This window comes from Kribbella sp., from assembly GCF_035687465.1.
GTDB lineage: Bacteria > Actinomycetota > Actinomycetes > Propionibacteriales > Kribbellaceae > Kribbella.
The window spans coordinates 13,760-29,505 of the sequence record NZ_DASRXP010000469.1; the positions used below are offsets into that span (position 1 = coordinate 13,760).

Annotated in this window: 18 protein-coding genes; 7 read left to right on the top strand and 11 right to left on the bottom strand. The window is 64.7% G+C overall.

The window, feature by feature from the left end:
* Nucleotides 1–296: 296 nt before the first annotated feature.
* A complete protein-coding gene (locus VFG33_RS24635) occupies nucleotides 297–680 on the bottom strand; it encodes a hypothetical protein (protein ID WP_325055315.1) in 384 nt (127 codons plus the stop codon).
* A gap of 21 nt (nucleotides 681–701) precedes the next feature.
* A complete protein-coding gene (locus VFG33_RS24640) occupies nucleotides 702–1,406 on the bottom strand; it encodes a M15 family metallopeptidase (protein ID WP_325055316.1) in 705 nt (234 codons plus the stop codon).
* A 209-nt stretch (nucleotides 1,407–1,615) separates the two neighbouring features.
* Between VFG33_RS24640 and VFG33_RS24645 the strand changes: the two genes are divergently transcribed.
* Both VFG33_RS24645 and VFG33_RS24650 read left to right on the top strand, forming a co-directional pair.
* Complete coding sequence (locus VFG33_RS24645) at nucleotides 1,616–2,947, top strand: sensor histidine kinase (RefSeq protein ID WP_325055317.1); 1,332 nt, start codon at nucleotides 1,616–1,618, stop codon at nucleotides 2,945–2,947.
* On the top strand, nucleotides 2,944–3,681 hold the full coding sequence (locus VFG33_RS24650) for a response regulator (protein ID WP_325055332.1): 738 nt from the start codon (nucleotides 2,944–2,946) through the stop codon (nucleotides 3,679–3,681). Before VFG33_RS24645 ends, VFG33_RS24650 begins: the two co-directional genes overlap by 4 nt.
* A 249-nt stretch (nucleotides 3,682–3,930) precedes the next feature.
* On the opposite strand, the gene VFG33_RS24655 is transcribed toward VFG33_RS24650, so the two are convergent.
* Nucleotides 3,931–4,272: an MmcQ/YjbR family DNA-binding protein gene (locus VFG33_RS24655; RefSeq protein WP_325055318.1), complete on the bottom strand. Its 342-nt coding sequence runs from the start codon at nucleotides 4,270–4,272 to the stop codon at nucleotides 3,931–3,933.
* A 146-nt stretch (nucleotides 4,273–4,418) separates the two neighbouring features.
* On the opposite strand from VFG33_RS24655, the gene VFG33_RS24660 reads away from it, so the two are divergent.
* From VFG33_RS24660 to VFG33_RS24675, 4 genes are all read left to right on the top strand, one after another.
* Nucleotides 4,419–5,456, top strand: coding sequence for an alpha/beta hydrolase (locus VFG33_RS24660; protein ID WP_325055319.1), 1,038 nt, complete (start codon nucleotides 4,419–4,421; stop codon nucleotides 5,454–5,456).
* Nucleotides 5,457–5,586: 130 nt separating this feature from the next.
* Nucleotides 5,587–6,333: an esterase family protein gene (locus tag VFG33_RS24665; RefSeq protein ID WP_325055320.1), complete on the top strand. Its 747-nt coding sequence runs from the start codon at nucleotides 5,587–5,589 to the stop codon at nucleotides 6,331–6,333.
* A gap of 11 nt (nucleotides 6,334–6,344) precedes the next feature.
* Entirely contained in the window at nucleotides 6,345–7,595 is a 1,251-nt protein-coding gene (locus VFG33_RS24670; protein ID WP_325055321.1) for an ATP-grasp domain-containing protein, read from the top strand.
* A gap of 51 nt (nucleotides 7,596–7,646) precedes the next feature.
* Nucleotides 7,647–8,324 carry a nucleoside monophosphate kinase gene (locus VFG33_RS24675; RefSeq protein WP_325055322.1) on the top strand — a complete coding sequence of 226 codons (678 nt, stop codon included), beginning with the start codon at nucleotides 7,647–7,649 and terminating at the stop codon, nucleotides 8,322–8,324.
* On the opposite strand, the gene VFG33_RS24680 is transcribed toward VFG33_RS24675, so the two are convergent.
* The 8 genes from VFG33_RS24680 to VFG33_RS24715 all read right to left on the bottom strand — a co-directional run bounded on the left by VFG33_RS24680 (nucleotide 8,321) and on the right by VFG33_RS24715 (nucleotide 14,820).
* The gene (locus VFG33_RS24680; protein ID WP_325055323.1) at nucleotides 8,321–9,184 is read right to left on the bottom strand and encodes a hypothetical protein; all 864 of its coding nucleotides are present in this window, start codon (nucleotides 9,182–9,184) and stop codon (nucleotides 8,321–8,323) included. The two genes, VFG33_RS24675 and VFG33_RS24680, sit on opposite strands and share 4 nt — an antisense overlap.
* Before the next feature lie 15 nt (nucleotides 9,185–9,199).
* Nucleotides 9,200–9,802, bottom strand: a complete 603-nt coding sequence (locus tag VFG33_RS24685; RefSeq protein WP_325055324.1) for a hypothetical protein — start codon at nucleotides 9,800–9,802, stop codon at nucleotides 9,200–9,202.
* 63 nt (nucleotides 9,803–9,865) lie between these two features.
* Entirely contained in the window at nucleotides 9,866–11,023 is a 1,158-nt protein-coding gene (locus VFG33_RS24690) for a hypothetical protein (RefSeq protein WP_325055325.1), read from the bottom strand.
* Between the two features lie 12 nt (nucleotides 11,024–11,035).
* The gene (locus VFG33_RS24695; RefSeq protein ID WP_325055326.1) at nucleotides 11,036–11,455 is read right to left on the bottom strand and encodes a hypothetical protein; all 420 of its coding nucleotides are present in this window, start codon (nucleotides 11,453–11,455) and stop codon (nucleotides 11,036–11,038) included.
* A gap of 295 nt (nucleotides 11,456–11,750) precedes the next feature.
* Nucleotides 11,751–12,521, bottom strand: coding sequence for a class I SAM-dependent methyltransferase (locus VFG33_RS24700; protein ID WP_325055327.1), 771 nt, complete (start codon nucleotides 12,519–12,521; stop codon nucleotides 11,751–11,753).
* A complete protein-coding gene (locus VFG33_RS24705) occupies nucleotides 12,514–13,785 on the bottom strand; it encodes an RNA polymerase sigma factor (protein ID WP_325055328.1) in 1,272 nt (423 codons plus the stop codon). The genes VFG33_RS24700 and VFG33_RS24705 overlap by 8 nt, the downstream gene beginning before the upstream one ends.
* Before the next feature lie 2 nt (nucleotides 13,786–13,787).
* The gene (locus VFG33_RS24710) at nucleotides 13,788–14,129 is read right to left on the bottom strand and encodes a YciI family protein (RefSeq protein WP_325055329.1); all 342 of its coding nucleotides are present in this window, start codon (nucleotides 14,127–14,129) and stop codon (nucleotides 13,788–13,790) included.
* Between the two features lie 190 nt (nucleotides 14,130–14,319).
* Nucleotides 14,320–14,820 carry an ArsR/SmtB family transcription factor gene (locus tag VFG33_RS24715; protein WP_325055330.1) on the bottom strand — a complete coding sequence of 167 codons (501 nt, stop codon included), beginning with the start codon at nucleotides 14,818–14,820 and terminating at the stop codon, nucleotides 14,320–14,322.
* Between the two features lie 61 nt (nucleotides 14,821–14,881).
* Here VFG33_RS24715 and VFG33_RS24720 point away from each other — a divergent pair.
* A partial coding sequence (locus VFG33_RS24720; RefSeq protein ID WP_325055331.1) for an amidohydrolase family protein occupies nucleotides 14,882–15,746 on the top strand: 865 nt, incomplete at its 3' end.

Here is a 15,746-nt window from a genome sequence, read left to right on the forward strand (position 1 = left end):
GGTGTGTCCCACCGCCCACCCAAAGCGCTTACGTCCGAAGAACTGGAGGGCAGACCCTCCAGTTCTTCGGACGTAAGCGGGAGTTGGAGCGGGGGCGGGGTCGCGAGCACAGCGCGGGGGCGCGAGCGCGGGGCGCGGACGTAAGCGGGAGTTGAACGGCGACGGCCGGCCTGGCGGCGGGAGGGGCCCCTCAGCCCTTGCCCGTGCCTGGCCGGCCGTTGGCGGTGGCACTTCCTCCTTCCGGTTCAGAGAGTCTGTTCTTCTACCTGGGCGTCCGCCCCTGCAGGCGGACGGGTTCAGCGGTACAGCGCGGTCCGCAGTTCGGCGGAGCGCCGGGCGATCCGGTCGCGGGCCTCGTCGGTGAACGCGTGCGGTGGGAAGTCGACGACCGCGGTCGCCTGGAGGTAGCTGACCTCGAGCAGCTCGCGGACCCGGCGTACCGAGATCTCGCGGTCGGGGGCGGCGGCGATCGCCGCCAGCACCTCGGCGCGACGGTCGAAGGCGCTCAGCAGGCCCTCGTAGATGTCCAGCTGGGTGTAGGCCGAACGGTCCGGCTCCGTGCTCGCCGCCTCCTTCGCCGCACCGCCGAACACCTGCCGCCACAGCGCCGGTACGACGAAGCGGTTGCGGGTCCGGGTCAGCGGCTGAACGGTTGCCGGCTGGGCATATGTCATCGTCATGGTTCTCCCCTTTTGGTTCGGTCAGTCGGCCTTCGCGACCGCGTGCGGCTCGCGAGGTGGGCATTTCTTGCCTGGAGTCGTGAGCGCCTCGAAGTGCCAGGGCTCGTTGTCGTAGCGGCGGCAGATCCCGTAGCGATAGCCGTTCCGGTTCAGCCACTGCATCGCGAGCTGCGGGCCGATGTCGACCGCCTTGCCCTTGACGTGCGCCGAGTACTCCGGCGGCAGCACCCAGCGGGTCGCCGCCTGATAGGAGCCGTACTTCTGGATCGCCTCGTCGAGCAGCTTCTGCTGCTTGGCCGCACTGCGCCGGCCCGAGGTGATGCTGATGGTGACCCCGTCCGTCTTGGCGGCGGCGATCGCCTTCAGCAGCCGCGTCCTCAGGGTCTTGGAGAGCCCTTCCGTCGAGGATTCGTCGTACGACGTGCTCGGCGCCTTGGTCGGGGTCTTCTTCGGCTTGGGCGGCTTGCTCGACGGGGGCCTGGTCGACGGGGGCTTGGTCGGCTTCGCGGTCGGCGGCGTCGCGGTCCGTTTGGCCACCGGCGGCTTGGTACTGCCGGGTGCCCCCGAACCGGCGACCACCGGCTCGGTGTCGGCGGAATCGAAGCCGAGGAAGTCGGACAGCTGGGAGTGCCAGATCAGCAGCGATGCGACCACGGCCAGCCCCGTCACGGACAGCAACCGGGTCCGCACCGAGACGGTGCGCCGCGGCGGCAGGTCGTTGGTCATGGGGTACAGCCTCTCGGTTCGGGGTGGCGCTCGCATCGGTCCCAGGGACCGTCCTCGGTAGCCGGAAGTCGGACCTGGGTATGGGGTCGGACGTCCCGTCTCCTCCGAAAGTTGGAGAGTCTGCCCCTTCGGGTGACGGAACCACCACTCCGCAGGCCCGACTACGCTGAGCTAGTGATATCAGCGACACCGCCGACGGGAACACTCGGATGACCCTCTGGCGCCGATTACCGTCCGTGCAGCAGGATCTGCTGCTCGCGGCGCTGGTCGGCGTCGTCTGGTTCGGCGGCCTGGCGTTGATCAACAACAGCACGCTGCGGCCGGCCAACCCCAGCGTCAGCTTCATCACCGGCGTGTTCCTGGTGATCACGGTCGCCTTCGTCCGGACGATCCCACGGATCACCCTGGTCTTCGTCACGGTGCTCTACCCGTTCCTGTACGCCGCGGCCGGCACCGGGCTGGCCGAGCAGATCGGGATCGGCATCTTCGGGCAGCCCGCGATCAGCAACGCCGCGCTGCAGTCCGAGTTGCACCTGGTCCCGCTCCTGGTGGTCGGCTATCTCGCCGCGTCGAGCGGGGTCCGCCGGTTCACCTGCATGTTCTTCACGATGGGCAGTCTGGCCGGCCTGATGATCGCGCTGCCGACGGTCGTCGCGATCGTGCTCAGCCGTACTCCCGGCATCGTCACCGACCGGTACGAGCGGCTGCCGCGGACCCTGTCCAGTCTGTACAGCTATGTCGACCTCTCGCTCTTCGTCTTCGCCGAGGCGCTGACCTGCGGGATGGTGCTGCTCGGCGCGAACGCCCTGCGCCGCCGCAAGAGCCTGCTGATGCTGGAGCACCGCAACGCCGAACTGGTCCGGCTGCGCGCGATCGAGGCGGAGCGGGTGGCCGCCGCCGAGCGGACCCGGATCGCCCGCGACCTGCACGACGTGGTCTCGCACCACATGAGCGCGGTGGTGATCCGTGCCCAGGCGGCCGATCGGGTCGCGGACGAGCGCCCGGAGGAGCTGCGGGAGGCGATCCGCTGGATCATTGCCAGTGGCAAAGAAGCGTTGACCGCGATGCGGGAGACCGTACGGGTCCTGAACACCGCATCCCCCGGCGGCGGCGCCGAGACCGCCCCGGTCCCCGACCTCGCCGACGTGTTCCGGATGGGTGACCGGCTGAAAGCGGTCGGTGTCGATGTCACCATGAGTCTGCCGACCCGCAGCCGGCAGCTCACCTCGGCCACGGATCTGACCGCGGTACGGATCATTCAGGAGGCGCTGACCAACGTGATGGTGCACGCGAAGGCGACCGCGGCGCATGTCAGCTGGCAGAGCGGGCCGCAGGGCGAACTGCTGACCATCGACGACAACGGCAGCGGCGGACCGCCGCCGGTGAACGTGCTGGAACGAGCGCGGCGCAACGAGAGCGGCCGCGGCAACGGACTGATCGGAATGCGCGAACGGGCGCACGCGAGCGGCGGCACCTTGGCCGTCGCCGCCGGACCACTGGGTGGATGGAGAGTGCAGGCATGGTTGCCGCCGCAGAGGTGACGGAACAGATCAGGGTCCTGGTGGCCGACGACCAGGGCGTGATCCGGATGGGGCTCGCGATGATCCTCGACCACGAGCCGGACCTGACCACGGTCGCGCAGGCCGGCGACGGTGCGGAAGCGCTCCGGCTGATCGACCAGTTCGACCCGGACGTGGTGTTGATGGACATCCGGATGCCGGTGATGGACGGCCTGATCGCGACCGAGCGGATCACCACTGCCAACAAGGAGGCGGGCCGGGAGCGACCCGCAGTACTGGTGCTGACGACGTTCGACGACGAGGCCTATGTCCTCAGTGCGGTGCGGGCCGGTGCGTCCGGATTCCTGTTGAAGGACACGGATCCGGATCTGCTGGTGGCGGCCGTGCGGGCGGTGTACCGGGGCGATTCGCTGGTCGATCCGGCCTCGACGCGGGTGCTGCTGGAGCGTTGTGTGGAGTTGGAACGGCAGGTCGGCAACAGTGCGGCCGTGTCGTCGCCCGCTCCGGACGGGCGGTGGTCCGGGTTGCTGTCCCAGCTGAGCGAGCGGGAGCGCGACGTGCTGGTCTGGATGGCGCGCGGGCTCTCGAACCGGGACCTGGCGGCGAAGCTCTTCGTCAGCGAGACGACGGTCAAGACGCACGTGAGCAGCGTGCTGTCGAAGCTCGGCCTGTCCAGCCGGGTCCAGGCCGTGGTGGTCGCCTACGAGGCCGGAGTCGTCCGCCCGGGCGAGGCCGACGTCCGCTGGGACGCTTAGGTCAGCACGTAAATCGCGCCTGCGGCGATGGCGATGAGCACTACGACAGTCAACAGCTGAGTCAGGCGTGACGCCTGGCGGCGTTGTGGCAAGAAGTCCCCGGTCATACTTTCAAGCCTGCCTGCCAAAGCCGCCACACCCATCCTCCCGAGGAACGGTTCCCACGTGACGCAGGTCGCCCCTGGGCGGACCTCATCTCATCCCGAGGGATGACAACCGATCATTTTGTTGCCCTCGGCCCGCGTTCGGTTACTCGCCGAAGTATTCGGCGGCGACCTTCTTCGGAACGCACATCCGCCAGGCGTCCAGGACGAGTTCGCGGAGCTCGGTCTCGTCGATGGCGGACAGATCGACCTCGATCCACCGGAAACGCTCGTCGGACTTGGTGGGTGGGAGGAACTTGTCCGGGTACGCCGCGAGCGCGGCCTCGCGTTCCTCCTTCGGGAAACCGATTCCCATCTGCTTCTCGTCCCGTGACATCGCCAGATAGACGAGCTGGCCGACCCGGAACTTGATCCGGTCCCGGACCAGCACCTCGTAGCTGCGCGGCAACCCCTCGGTCACGGCTCGGATATCCGCCAGCCCGACCATCCCACTCACTCCCCTTCGTGCGACATCCTTCCAGCCAAGCCTAAGACCACACCCCTGACAGAACCTGTCAGTGTTCACGGACTGTGATGCGGCAGCGACAGGGCGCGGGTTCTTGGATCGCAACGTTCACGACGTACCGTGTTCGGATGTCCGAAACGGTGGTCAGTGCGGTGGAGGGGGCCGAGGTCGTGTTCCGCCTCGGCGATCCGGAGCATCTGCTGCCGGGGGTCCGGTTGTGGGAGGAGCTCGGGCTGGCAGCCGAACAACTGGAGTTCAAGCCGGTCGACTTCGGCTGGGAACTGCGGTTGCCGCGACCGTCGGTGCATCGGATGGAGTACCTGTTCGACCTCGCCGGCACCGGGATGCGGACCGACCCGACGAACCCACGGGTGGTCGGCGGGGCCTTCGGTGAACACTCCTGGCTGCCGCTGCCCGGCTACGTCGAGCCGCACTGGATCTCGGTCGAGCCGATCGCAGGTAGTCCGCGGCCGCTGACGGTTGATCCGACGCCGCTCGGACCGATCGACGTGCAGGTGTGGGCGCCGGACGGGATCGCCCCTGGATTCGAACTGCCGTTACTGTTGGCCCATGACGGTCCTGAATTCGCTGCCTACGCAGGGCTGACGCATTACCTCGGCGCCATGGTTGCCGAAGGCACCTTGCCTCCGCTGCGGCTGGCGCTGGTCCGGCCCACTTCCCGGAATCTCTGGTACGCCGCGAATCCGGAGTACGCGGAGGCTCTGACGAAGCACGTGCTGCCGGCGGTTGCGGCGCAGTACAAGAGCAAGCTGCCGGTGATGATGGGCGCGAGTCTGGGTGCGCTGGCGGCCTTGTACGCCGAGTGGAACCACCCCGGCACGTTCGCCGGGCTCTTCCTGCAGTCCGGGTCGTTCTTCACGCTGGAGACGGATCCGCAGGAGGCGAAGTTCGAGTACTACGCCGAGGTCATCGGGTTCGTGAACTCGGTGCTCGCGGCAACGGAGCCTCCGAGCCGTCCGTTGATCGGGATGACCGCGGGGACGCCTGAAGAGAACGTGCACAACAACCGGGTGATGGCCGCCCACCTGACCATGCTCGGGCTGGACGTCAGCTTCGACGAGACCCCGGACATGCACAACTTCACCGCCTGGCGCGACGTCCTCGATCCCTGCCTCACCCAACTGCTGAACCGCGTCTGGACCTAGTGTCCTGAGTCTGAAGCAACGACCTTCCGACTCAGGACACTAACCGGACGCGCGGGGACCAGGCAGACAATGTGAGGACGTGCGAGGGTGTCCCTAGCCTATGGATCCAGGGACGGACAGGGGAGGCTGCATGGAACGTGAGCAGGTCGAACTCGAGGCTCCCGGGCTGGACCGTCCCGGCACGCTGATCCGCTACGGCCACTACGGCCGGCCGGTCCTGGTGTTCCCGAGCGAGCAGGGCCGCGCATGGGACTACGAGAACAACGGCATGGTCGGGGCCGTGGCAGACCTGATCGAGGCCGGCCGGGTGAAGCTGTACTGCGTCGACTCCTACGACCACGTGAGCTGGTCCGACCGCACCATCCCGCTGGAAGAGCGTGCTCGCCGGCACGGGATCTACGAGTCGTGGATCCTCAACCAGGTCGTCCCGGCGATCGGCAGCGATACCCCGGGCGCGTCCGACATCATCACCACCGGCTGCAGTCTCGGCGCCTTCCATGCCCTCAACTTCGCGCTCAAGCGGGCCGATCTGTTCCCGATCGCGATCTGCCAGTCCGGCAACTACGACGCGTCCGCCTGGCACGCCTGGGGCGAGCGTGGCGAGGCGATGTACTTCAACAACCCGGCGGACTACCTGCCCAACCTGGACGGCGACCACCTGGAGTGGTTGCGCAACCGGGTCTACCTGGTGCTCACCGTGGGTCAGGGCGACTGGGAGACCCATCCGACCGGTTCCCTGCCGTCGGCGCGCGCCACGGCCGCAGTACTGGCCTCGAAAGGTATTCCGCACGAGCTGGATCTGTGGGGCCACGATGTAGCTCACGACTGGCCATGGTGGCAAAAGCAGTTCGCCCACCACCTGCCCCGATTCTGTTAAGGAGCCTCACCATGGCTGACCGCTCTCAGCACCTAGTCGGGTTGTTGCTCGGGGCCGAGGAGGACTGGCCGCAGGCTTTCGAGGCGCTGCTGCGGCGGGTCGGCCCCATCAGCGACGGCAACGGGACGACGCACGAGTTCGGCACCGAGCGGCTCAGCATCGAGCCGTTCGACCTGAACGATCCGGTCCGGGTCGAGCTGGTGATCGACCGGCTCGCGTACTGGTACTACCACCCGCGCGAGTGGCTGAAGAAGGCCGCGCTGATGAACGGCACCTACATCCTGAACTCGCCGTTCACCTTCCAGTCGATGGAGAAGCACAGCGCGTACTGCGCGATGCTGCGGCTGGGGCTGAAGATCCCGCGGACCGTGCTGGTGCCGTACAAGAACCCGGTGGACAACGTGCGCTGGGCGTACACGTCAGCGAAGTACAACAAGTCCTTCGACCTGGACGCGATCGCGGACGACCTCGGCTACCCGATGTACATGAAGCCGTTCGACGGCGGCGGCTGGCGCGGCGTCTCCCGGATCAACAACAACGACGACCTGCACAAGGCGTACGACGAGTCCGGCGAGATGCTGATGCACCTGCAGGCGACGGTCGAGTACGACAAGTTCGCCCGGGCGCTGTCGATCGGCGCCGAGACGATGGTGATGGACTTCCAGCCGGACGAGCCGATGCACAACCGGTACGCCGTCTCGCACGACTTCCTCAGCCCGTCCGCCGGCCACCAGGCGGTGGCGATCAGCCGGATCGTGAACGCCTTCTTCGGCTGGGAGTTCAACTCCTGCGAGATGCTGGTCAAGGGCGACTCGGTGCACCCGATCGACTATGCGAACGCCTGCCCGGACGTCGCGGTGACCTCGTTGCACTACTACTTCCCGTGGGCGATCAGCGCGCTGGTGAAATGGTCCGTGTTCTCCCTCGCGACCGGCCGCCGGACCAAGGTCGACCTGAACACCGAGCGGTACTTCGCGATCGCCGACGACGACTCCCTCGACTACGACGCCAAGATCGAGGCCTACCTGGTCCTGGCCGACGAGTACTTCGAAACCGCGAAGTACCACGAGTGGTGCGCGGCCAACCTCCCGCACTTCGACGACCAGCTGAAAGACTGGGTCGCCGGCGAGGACTTCGACCGCATCCTCCGCGAGACAGTCGCCGCCACCTACCCCCTCCACGAGCAAGAAAAGTTCCTAGCCCACTTCCGCGGCCTCACCAGCCTCTGGCTGACGGACCAGAGCGGCACTGGTCCGGCATAGCGGCCCACGCGAGTTCTTGACTCACACGCGGAGAAAGGAAAGGTACTCCAAATGGGGACACCGGACAGGTCGTCTGCCATCTTCGTTATCGGTCCGCCGGGTGCCGGCAAAACAACCCTCACGAGCTTCCTCGCCGAGCGTCTGAATCTACGGGAGTTCAGAAGTGGAGACGTATTTCGCAAACTCGCATCGGAACCGGGCGGACTCGCCATCCAGGCAGAGATATCTCTCCGGCTGGAGCGCAATCAGCCGATGGACATCGATATCTATTGCGAAGTACTTCAGCTGCATGTCGAATCCATCGACGGAACATTTTCAGGAATTGTTTTCGACGGTTTCCCAAGGGATCTGAATCAGTGCGAGGGCATTCCTGAAGTCCTTGCTGCCATTGACATGACAGACGCGAATGTAACTGGCATCCTCCTGCAGGCGCGGCCAGAGGTCAGCTCCCGCAGAATTGCTGCAAGATCAATCTGCCAAGAATGCGGAGAAAACACAACCACCGGCAAGCACGAAACCTGCGCCTCGACCATTCCGGTGCCCCGCTCCGACAATCCAGCAGCATCGAGGCGTATCACCTCACATCATCAGTCCGAGCAGGAACTCACGACGCGATTTCGGCAGCGATGGCCGTTGCACACCATCGCCGCTGATCAATCCGCCGAGCAAGTGGCCGCAGAATCCCTCGACCGAATCCTCAATCAAACTACCGATTCCCCGCCTACTTAATAATCATCCGGACTGAAGATTCCATCATAAGCGCCGGATTCACTGCGTATATTTGCAAACGACACCGGGCGACTCACCTTAGCTAGGCACTGGGAGCCTTCAAGGCCCCACATCTTAGCCTCCACCCAGCACAACTCGCGATACTTCTCCGGGGACATCGACTGCGCCCCGAAGTCCCAGCCGACCGCCGAAACAGGATGACCCTCGAACTGGCGTCGCGCTCGAGCGATGTATTCTTGTCGGGCCATGCTCTGCGGATGCAGGAACGATAGATCGAATCCGTTCGAGCCTAACCCGAAAGCTGCCAGCCCAAACAGCATTGTCAACTCAATATCGTGGTCGCGACAATACTCAGATACCCTGGCGGCACCTACCAATGCGCCGGCATACGAGAAGACGTACAGTCTCTTGAGTTCATGCTCCGAACAGTATTTGGCCAACGCGGCCACGATGGTTGCGCCCGAGGCGACCGTGTCGCCAATCAACAGCGTTTCGCCGCCAGCATCGAATCTCGAATAGGCAACATCAACCATCGCATCCTGGCTGGTGACGGCTTGACGGCTGGTGGCGATCAGGTTCATCGGCAGATTCAGCTGACACTCCAACCGCGCTGCCTCCGCAAGCTGGTACATCAATCCCTTACTCAAGATGACCAGTTCCGATGCGGCGGAAATCTCGTTCGCTATGTGCGCGACAAAGAAGCGGCTCGCCTCCAGACAGGCCGATCTAAAATCGACGCCCATAAGATTCCGGTCGAACAGGAGTTGTTCGAGAGGACGGTTATGAACAAGGTTCAATCCGCGAACACCTGAGGCCTCTGATATATCCTCTGCGACGCTCGCACCGACCTCGGAGATCACGGTGCCACCCGACCCTCAGCCGACAGATATCGTCTTGGGATCCAGGCCAAGATCGTTCAGAGCATCCAACATGTGCCGATCCTTCAGGAGCACATTCTCGGAATACTCGTCAATAGCGGCTTTGAGCCAGGCCGGCATGGCATCCGAACGCAGTCCGGTACTGTCTCGCAAATCGGCTAGCGCGGTGCCGGCACTCATGAAATCGTCGACAACATGGTCGGACAGAGAGGCCACATGCGGGTGGACGTAATTCTTGACCGATACTCCGCGATACTCCAGGAGATCCGTCCGATACTTCGAGTTTCTCGGTGCAACAACAATTATTGGAGTTCCGAACGTTGCCGCAGCCGCCATCTCCACACCGATCCCGAGGCCTCGGCGTTCCCGCGCGTCGACAATAACTGCGCTGGCAACCATCACCTGATACATGTCGCGCCCGAACTGTCCTAGCGTATTGCCTGGGTCCGTGATCGGGTCATCGGGGTTCAGGAAGACAACTTGCCTCGGCGAGGCGCCTGCTCGTACTTCTGATCGCTCATCGTCGGTCCAGCAAAGCCGCTTCTCATCGGCCGCGCCCTTCATGATCGATCCAGAACAATAAACTGACAGCGCAACCATTTACACTCCTACGTTCGATATGGCACAGCCGGGCCCAAGCCTATTCCTACACTTGCGTACATATCAATTCTCCGTTCTCAACTGCAGGCGCCGGCCCGCTTCCAGCTCGGCCGCGGTCACCTCGATGACCAAGAACGCCTCGTCGAGAGTGCCGACGACATCTGATCTTGTCCGCCGTTTAGCTCTCGAGACAGCTCGTGCGAGGGCGGTCGCTTGGTTGGGATCGACCAGCGCAGCGAACAGCAGGCCGAACTCCGGCGTCGACCTCAACGCCACAAGGTCCCCCCAACTCGCACGCCGATGAACGAAGTCATACAATCGCAACCATTTCAAACTTCGGTCGAACCTCTGCGCAGAGAGGACACGCCTACCAAGCTCCTCGCTGAGCATCCCGGTACCGCAGCTCAGATCTCCGAAGGTGAAATTGGCGACTATCGTTGCATTCAGATCCGTTAGGTAGCTTGCAATGTACGCTCTCGACAAGAACATGTTGAGGCGCGTGACATCTACTGGCGAGAAAGGAACCGGAACTATGTTTCGGACGTATCTCGCAACAAACGCCTGACCCTCTAGTCGCGTCGGAACCTCTCCCATTACCGTCTCTAGGTGCCCAGCTTTCCGGGGCCAACCTCGAGCAAGATTCTGAATGGTAAGAGTAAGCTCGCCACCCGAGATCGCGTTCTGCCAACTGCCGCTGATATCAATAGCGGTAGTTGCGGAGTACCTGGGACGCCACAGGACACCGTCGACGATGGAGTCGCGACCTCCGCCCAAGTATGGATTGTCTCCGTCCTCACGATATTCTGATGCCTTATGGTCGGCATACTCTTCAATATTCGATATATGCGACGAATACTGGACGATGCCCAACTCCACAAGCGGTGCTATTCGTCGTAGGTAGAGCGATATCGCTGGCACCTCGTAAAAATATGATGCCGGGAAGATCAGGTGTTCGTCAGTTGCCAGAACAGCCAGCTTGGTCGCGTGGAGAACTTGATCTAGTTGGCGTCCGGTGTAGGTCGGCTTCGATCGCATTCCATAACAGGCTCGTATCTCGGGATTGAGATACTGCAGGAACACTGGCCGGTCCCGATCATACTGGTGCGGTTCGACCGTCGCATCCTGCGGCTCGAAGTGGATCGGCAGCGTATCGATCTGAATATTCAGGTCTCGGCCGGCTGCATACGCGTCTCTTGAGGCAGTCGATGTCAAGGTTTCCAACGGAGCCAATTTCTAGCCGTCGTCGTTGTTACGGCGTACGAAATGCTGATCCCGCCCGGCGGCATAGGTGTCACGGCCGGACGAGATGATCATGCTGGTTTCACCTGCTGACGAGCGTGCATTGTTAATTCTGCTCTCCATCAACGGAACCAACTCTGTCAACCTGGCCTGAAGACCGGGGTCACGTTCAAGCATGGCCTCAATCCGACCGGACCATCTTGCTTCTTCGATTGAATTCACGGGCGTGCTCTTGGAGTCGCTACCCGCTGCCACTCGATCTTTACTCTGCTCCATCGCCGCGGAAATCTCGCCAACTTTGTCATCCTGATCGTCGCCGAACAGGCGGGCGAATCCCGAACTGACAGCTGACCAGGCGTCGGTCGCCATTGCTTTGATAATGGTGGCGGCGGCAGCTGCGGCGAGGGCGGTCAATGTAGGATCCACGGTCGATCAGTCTCTCTTTCATCCAACAAATAGCCCAAAGGGAAAAACTGCGATCAGTCGTTCGATTGAGGACCCGTACCCTCTGCATCCGCATCCCGATGCTTGCGCTAACCGAACGAGGCGCATGCACCTGATGGTGGCCGACGCAGGTCAATAGATCAACAAGCCAGGTCCTTTCGCGAACGGAGAGTTTCAGCTCCACCTATCCGTCGCGCGAAGGAGAAGTTCTTGGCGCAGTTGCCAGCTCTGACTGAGCTCTGGCTTTCCGACCAGTCCGCCTGAGTTAGCGGGTTGCAGCCAGCAGGCGGGCGTGGGGGTGGTGAGTCCATTCGCCAGCCGGGGCTTGCTGGAGGAACTCCTTGCGGAGTTGGTCGATGTAGGCGTCGCCGCGGGCGTTGGCGGTTGCGCGCATCGGGCCGTGGCGGGTGAACGCCTCGAAGAAGGTCGCGGCGTCGGGATGCGTCATCGGGTACGCCGGTTCGTCGTCGCGATCGACTGTTGCTCCTATTGCAGTGATGGAGTCGGCCAAGCGGTTCTCCCAGGAGTGGTCGGCGGGCGGCGAGCGCCGTACCACCTTGAGCAGGGCGAACGGTCCTTCGTCCTCGGTGACGGACGGCCAGTAGACGACCGAGAGCCGACCGCAGGGCCGCAGCGCCTTGAACCAGGACTGGATCGCAAGGTCAGGCTCCGGCAATTGCTGCAAGCCGAAAACGGACACCACAGCAGCGCAACTGGCCGTCCAGCGAGGGTCCAGACTCGCCGCGTCGCCCTCGATCACGCTCACCTGCGGCCAGGCGCCGGCCCGGTCCCGGGCGAGGCGGACCATGCCGGCGGAGAGGTCGATGCCGACGATCTCCCGATCAGGAAACCGCTCGACCAACAGCGGCAACTCCGGGAACGTTCCGCAGCACGGCACCAGGATCGGCCCCGCGGGAACCGACCCCAGCGCGTCCACAGCCGCCTCGACCCAGTGCGCGAACCGCGGCGCGAAGTACGCCTCATACCCCTCCGCCGCCTCATCCCACCCCCGCGCCAACCTCCCCGCGTCACTCACAGGTTGTCTCCGGGTCGATGGCGTTCAGGCGGCGCTGGAGGTGCGCTCGTTCGGGTTCGGTACCGGCCAACTCGAGCGCTTCCCGGTACGCCGCCGCGGCCTCGGGCAGGCGGCCGAGTCGGGAGAGCAGATCCGCCCGAGCCGCGCGATACGGGTGATACCCCCGCAGCAACGGCTCGTCGGTGAATTCGTCCAGCAGGGCCAGACCCGCCTCAGGCCCGTCGCGCATCGCGATCGCCACCGCGCGGTTCAGCGCGACGATGGGAGACGGCGTGAGCGCGAACAGTACGTCGTACAAAGCAACTATCTGCGGCCAGTCGGTAGTCGCGACGTCCGCCGCTTCGTCATGCAGAGCAGCGATTGCGGCCTGTACGCCGTACAGCCCGGGTGATTCTCCAGAGAGCGCGACGAGTACCAGCGAGCGACCCTCCTCGATCATGGAGCGGTCCCACCGGCCCCGGTCCTGATCATCGAGCAACACGAGCTCCCCACCCGGCCCGGTCCGAGCGTCCCGCCGCGCGTGGATCAACAGCATCAGTCCGAGCAATCCGGCGATCTCCCGCTCGGCCGGCAGCAACCGGCGCAGGATCCGCGCCAGCCGGATGGCCTCCTCGGCGAGGTCGAGCCGTTGGAGCTCCGGCCCGGAGCTGGCCGCGTAGCCCTCGGTGAAGATCGAGTACACGACCTGCAGTACGCCGGGCAACCGCTGTGGCAACTCATCAACGTCCGGCACCCGGAACGGGATCCGCGCCTCCCGGATCTTCTTCTTCGCCCGGACGATCCGCTTCGCCATCGTCGGCACCGGGACCAGGAACGCACGCGCAACCTCAGGTGTGGTGAACCCGGCCAGGCACCGCAGCGTCAGCGCGCCGCGATCCTCCGCGTGGAGAGCAGGGTGTGCGCAGGCGAAGAACAACTGCAGCCGATCGTCCGGCAGCCCACCAGAGACATCCGCGGGCTCGCCCTGCTCGGCCCGGGATGCGTCCACCTGCAACACAGCAAGCCGGGCGGCGTAGGTCTTGTCCCGCCGCAGCCGGTCAACAGCCCGCCGCCGCGCGGTGGTCAGCAGCCAGGCCCCCGGCTTGTCCGGAACCCCGTCGACCGGCCAATGGATCATCGCCGCCTCCATCGCCTCGGAAGTGACCTCCTCGGCCAGATCCAGGTCGCCGAACCGCCGGACCAGCGAGGCCAGCAGCAGCCCGCGCTCCTCCCGGAACACCGCCTCCACCGAAGCGCGTACCGACTCCGCGGGCTGCTGGTCCACCGTCAGACCTCGAAGTCGGCGATCGGCCGGACGACGACCGAGCCACCGTCGAGCGAACCCGGGCAACGAGCGGCCCAGTCGATCGCAGTGTCGAGATCCGGTACGTCGATCACGTAGTACCCGCCAAGGACCTCACGGGTCTCGGCGAACGGGCCGTCCGTCACGAGCCGCTCGCCGGCCGCCGTGACGCGGACCGTGGTCGCGGTGACGAGATCGGCCAGCGAGTGGCTGTCGACCAGGATCCCGGACTCACGGACCGACTTGTCATAGGTCATCCAGTCCTCCGGGGTGCACCCGGGCGCTCCACCCTCTGCGTCGATCGCACCGCTATTGATCAGCAACATGTATTTCACAGTCTGCCTCCAGTCGTCGTACCGACGGCTGCTCGCCGTCTGATCAGGACGACGAACGGCCCACCCCCGGATGGACACCCACCCCGAGATTTCTTTCCCGAGGCTAGATGAGGACGGCGAAGATGGCTGCTGAGAGCAGCAATTGCGCCGCGCCCGAGGCCGCGCGGGCGCGGGGGCATGCTCACCTTTCTAGGGCGACCAGGATCGCTAGTAGCGCGACCACACGTGTCGGGGGAACGGCGAAGACGCCGCGGCTGGGGCTGTGCAGCCAGCCCTCCGCGGTCAACTGCCGGAGGTGGTGGTAGATCTGCCCGCTCGTCCCGAGGCCTTCTACTTCGCTCAGCGCACTGACCGTGGTCTGGCCGTGCATGATCTCGCGGAGCAGCGTCAGGCGCACCGGGTTGCCCAGAGCCGCCAGGGCCGAGGCGCGTTCCGCCCAGTCGGCCTCCAGTACGTCGGATGTCGAGCGACCGTATTGCCAGTCGATCTGGCGCTCGTCCGGCAGCGTGACACTCCCGGTGTAGAGCACGGCTCCCGGCGCACTCACGCGCTCCTTGAGGGCATCCAGCGCGAAGAACACCTCTGGATCAACGGCTGTAGACACTCCCGTGGGCGTGGAGGACTCCAGAGCGGCGATGCGCCGCTCCAGCTCCGCGAACCGGTTATCCACAGCTTCTTCCACATTGTGGATACTACGTAATTACGTAGTTATTGTAAACAAGTCAGGTTCTAAAGTTGGCGGCGTGCGTGACGAAGAGGTGCCTGGGTGGTGGCGGCGGTTGGGGCTCGACGGGCTGGTGGATGTGCATGTTCACTTCCTGCCGGACCAAGTGATGGATGCGGTCTGGGGCTACTTCGATCAGGCTGAGAAGCACTACGGCACCGCCTGGCCGGTCACGTACCGCACGCCCGCGGCGGACCGCCTGCGCACCTTGCAGGAGCTGGGGGTGAGGGAGTTCCCCGCGCTGGTCTATCCGCACAAGCCGGACATGGCTGCCTGGCTCTCTGCCTGGGCCCGGGACTTCGCAGCGAAGACACCAGGCTGCGTGTCGAGCGGGACGTTCTACCCGGAGCCCAGCGCCGCGCAGTACGTGAAGGAGGCGCTGGAGCTTGGGACGCGGATCTTCAAGGTGCATGTCCAGGTTGGCGACTACGACCCGCGCGATGACGAGCTCGACGCCGTGTGGGGTCAGCTGGCCGACGCCGGCGTACCGGTGGTCGTGCACTGTGGCTCTGGTCCGATCCCCGGTCGGCATACCGGACCTGGGCCGATTGGCGAGGTACTGCGGAAGCACCCGCGGCTTACCGCGGTCATAGCCCACCTGGGGATGCCGGAGTACGCCGAGCACCTCGCGCTGGCCGAGACGTATCCCAACGTGCACCTGGACACGACGATGGCCTTCACCCCGTTCGTCGAGGCCATGAGCCCACTGCCCAACGACCTGCTGCCCCGGCTGGCCGCCGTACAGGACAAGATCGTGCTGGGCTCCGACTTCCCGAACATCCCGTACGAGTACGCCGTCCAACTGGAGTCGCTCGAACGACTCGAGCTCGGTGATGAGTGGCTCCGAGCCGTCTGCTGGCACAACGGCGTCCGGCTGCTCAACG

Bases quoted from the DNA above. Each gene is read 5' to 3' on its own strand.
- VFG33_RS24675 (WP_325055322.1), top strand. From the start codon at position 7,647: ATGGGGACACCGGACAGGTCGTCTGCCATCTTCGTTATCGGTCCGCCG.
- VFG33_RS24710 (WP_325055329.1), bottom strand. From the start codon at position 14,129: ATGTTGCTGATCAATAGCGGTGCGATCGACGCAGAGGGTGGAGCGCCC.
- VFG33_RS24655 (WP_325055318.1), bottom strand. From the start codon at position 4,272: ATGGTCGGGCTGGCGGATATCCGAGCCGTGACCGAGGGGTTGCCGCGC.
- VFG33_RS24660 (WP_325055319.1), top strand. From the start codon at position 4,419: ATGTCCGAAACGGTGGTCAGTGCGGTGGAGGGGGCCGAGGTCGTGTTC.
- VFG33_RS24685 (WP_325055324.1), bottom strand. From the start codon at position 9,802: ATGGTTGCGCTGTCAGTTTATTGTTCTGGATCGATCATGAAGGGCGCG.
- VFG33_RS24670 (WP_325055321.1), top strand. From the start codon at position 6,345: ATGGCTGACCGCTCTCAGCACCTAGTCGGGTTGTTGCTCGGGGCCGAG.
- VFG33_RS24635 (WP_325055315.1), bottom strand. From the start codon at position 680: ATGACGATGACATATGCCCAGCCGGCAACCGTTCAGCCGCTGACCCGG.
- VFG33_RS24640 (WP_325055316.1), bottom strand. From the start codon at position 1,406: ATGACCAACGACCTGCCGCCGCGGCGCACCGTCTCGGTGCGGACCCGG.
- VFG33_RS24645 (WP_325055317.1), top strand. From the start codon at position 1,616: ATGACCCTCTGGCGCCGATTACCGTCCGTGCAGCAGGATCTGCTGCTC.
- VFG33_RS24665 (WP_325055320.1), top strand. From the start codon at position 5,587: ATGGAACGTGAGCAGGTCGAACTCGAGGCTCCCGGGCTGGACCGTCCC.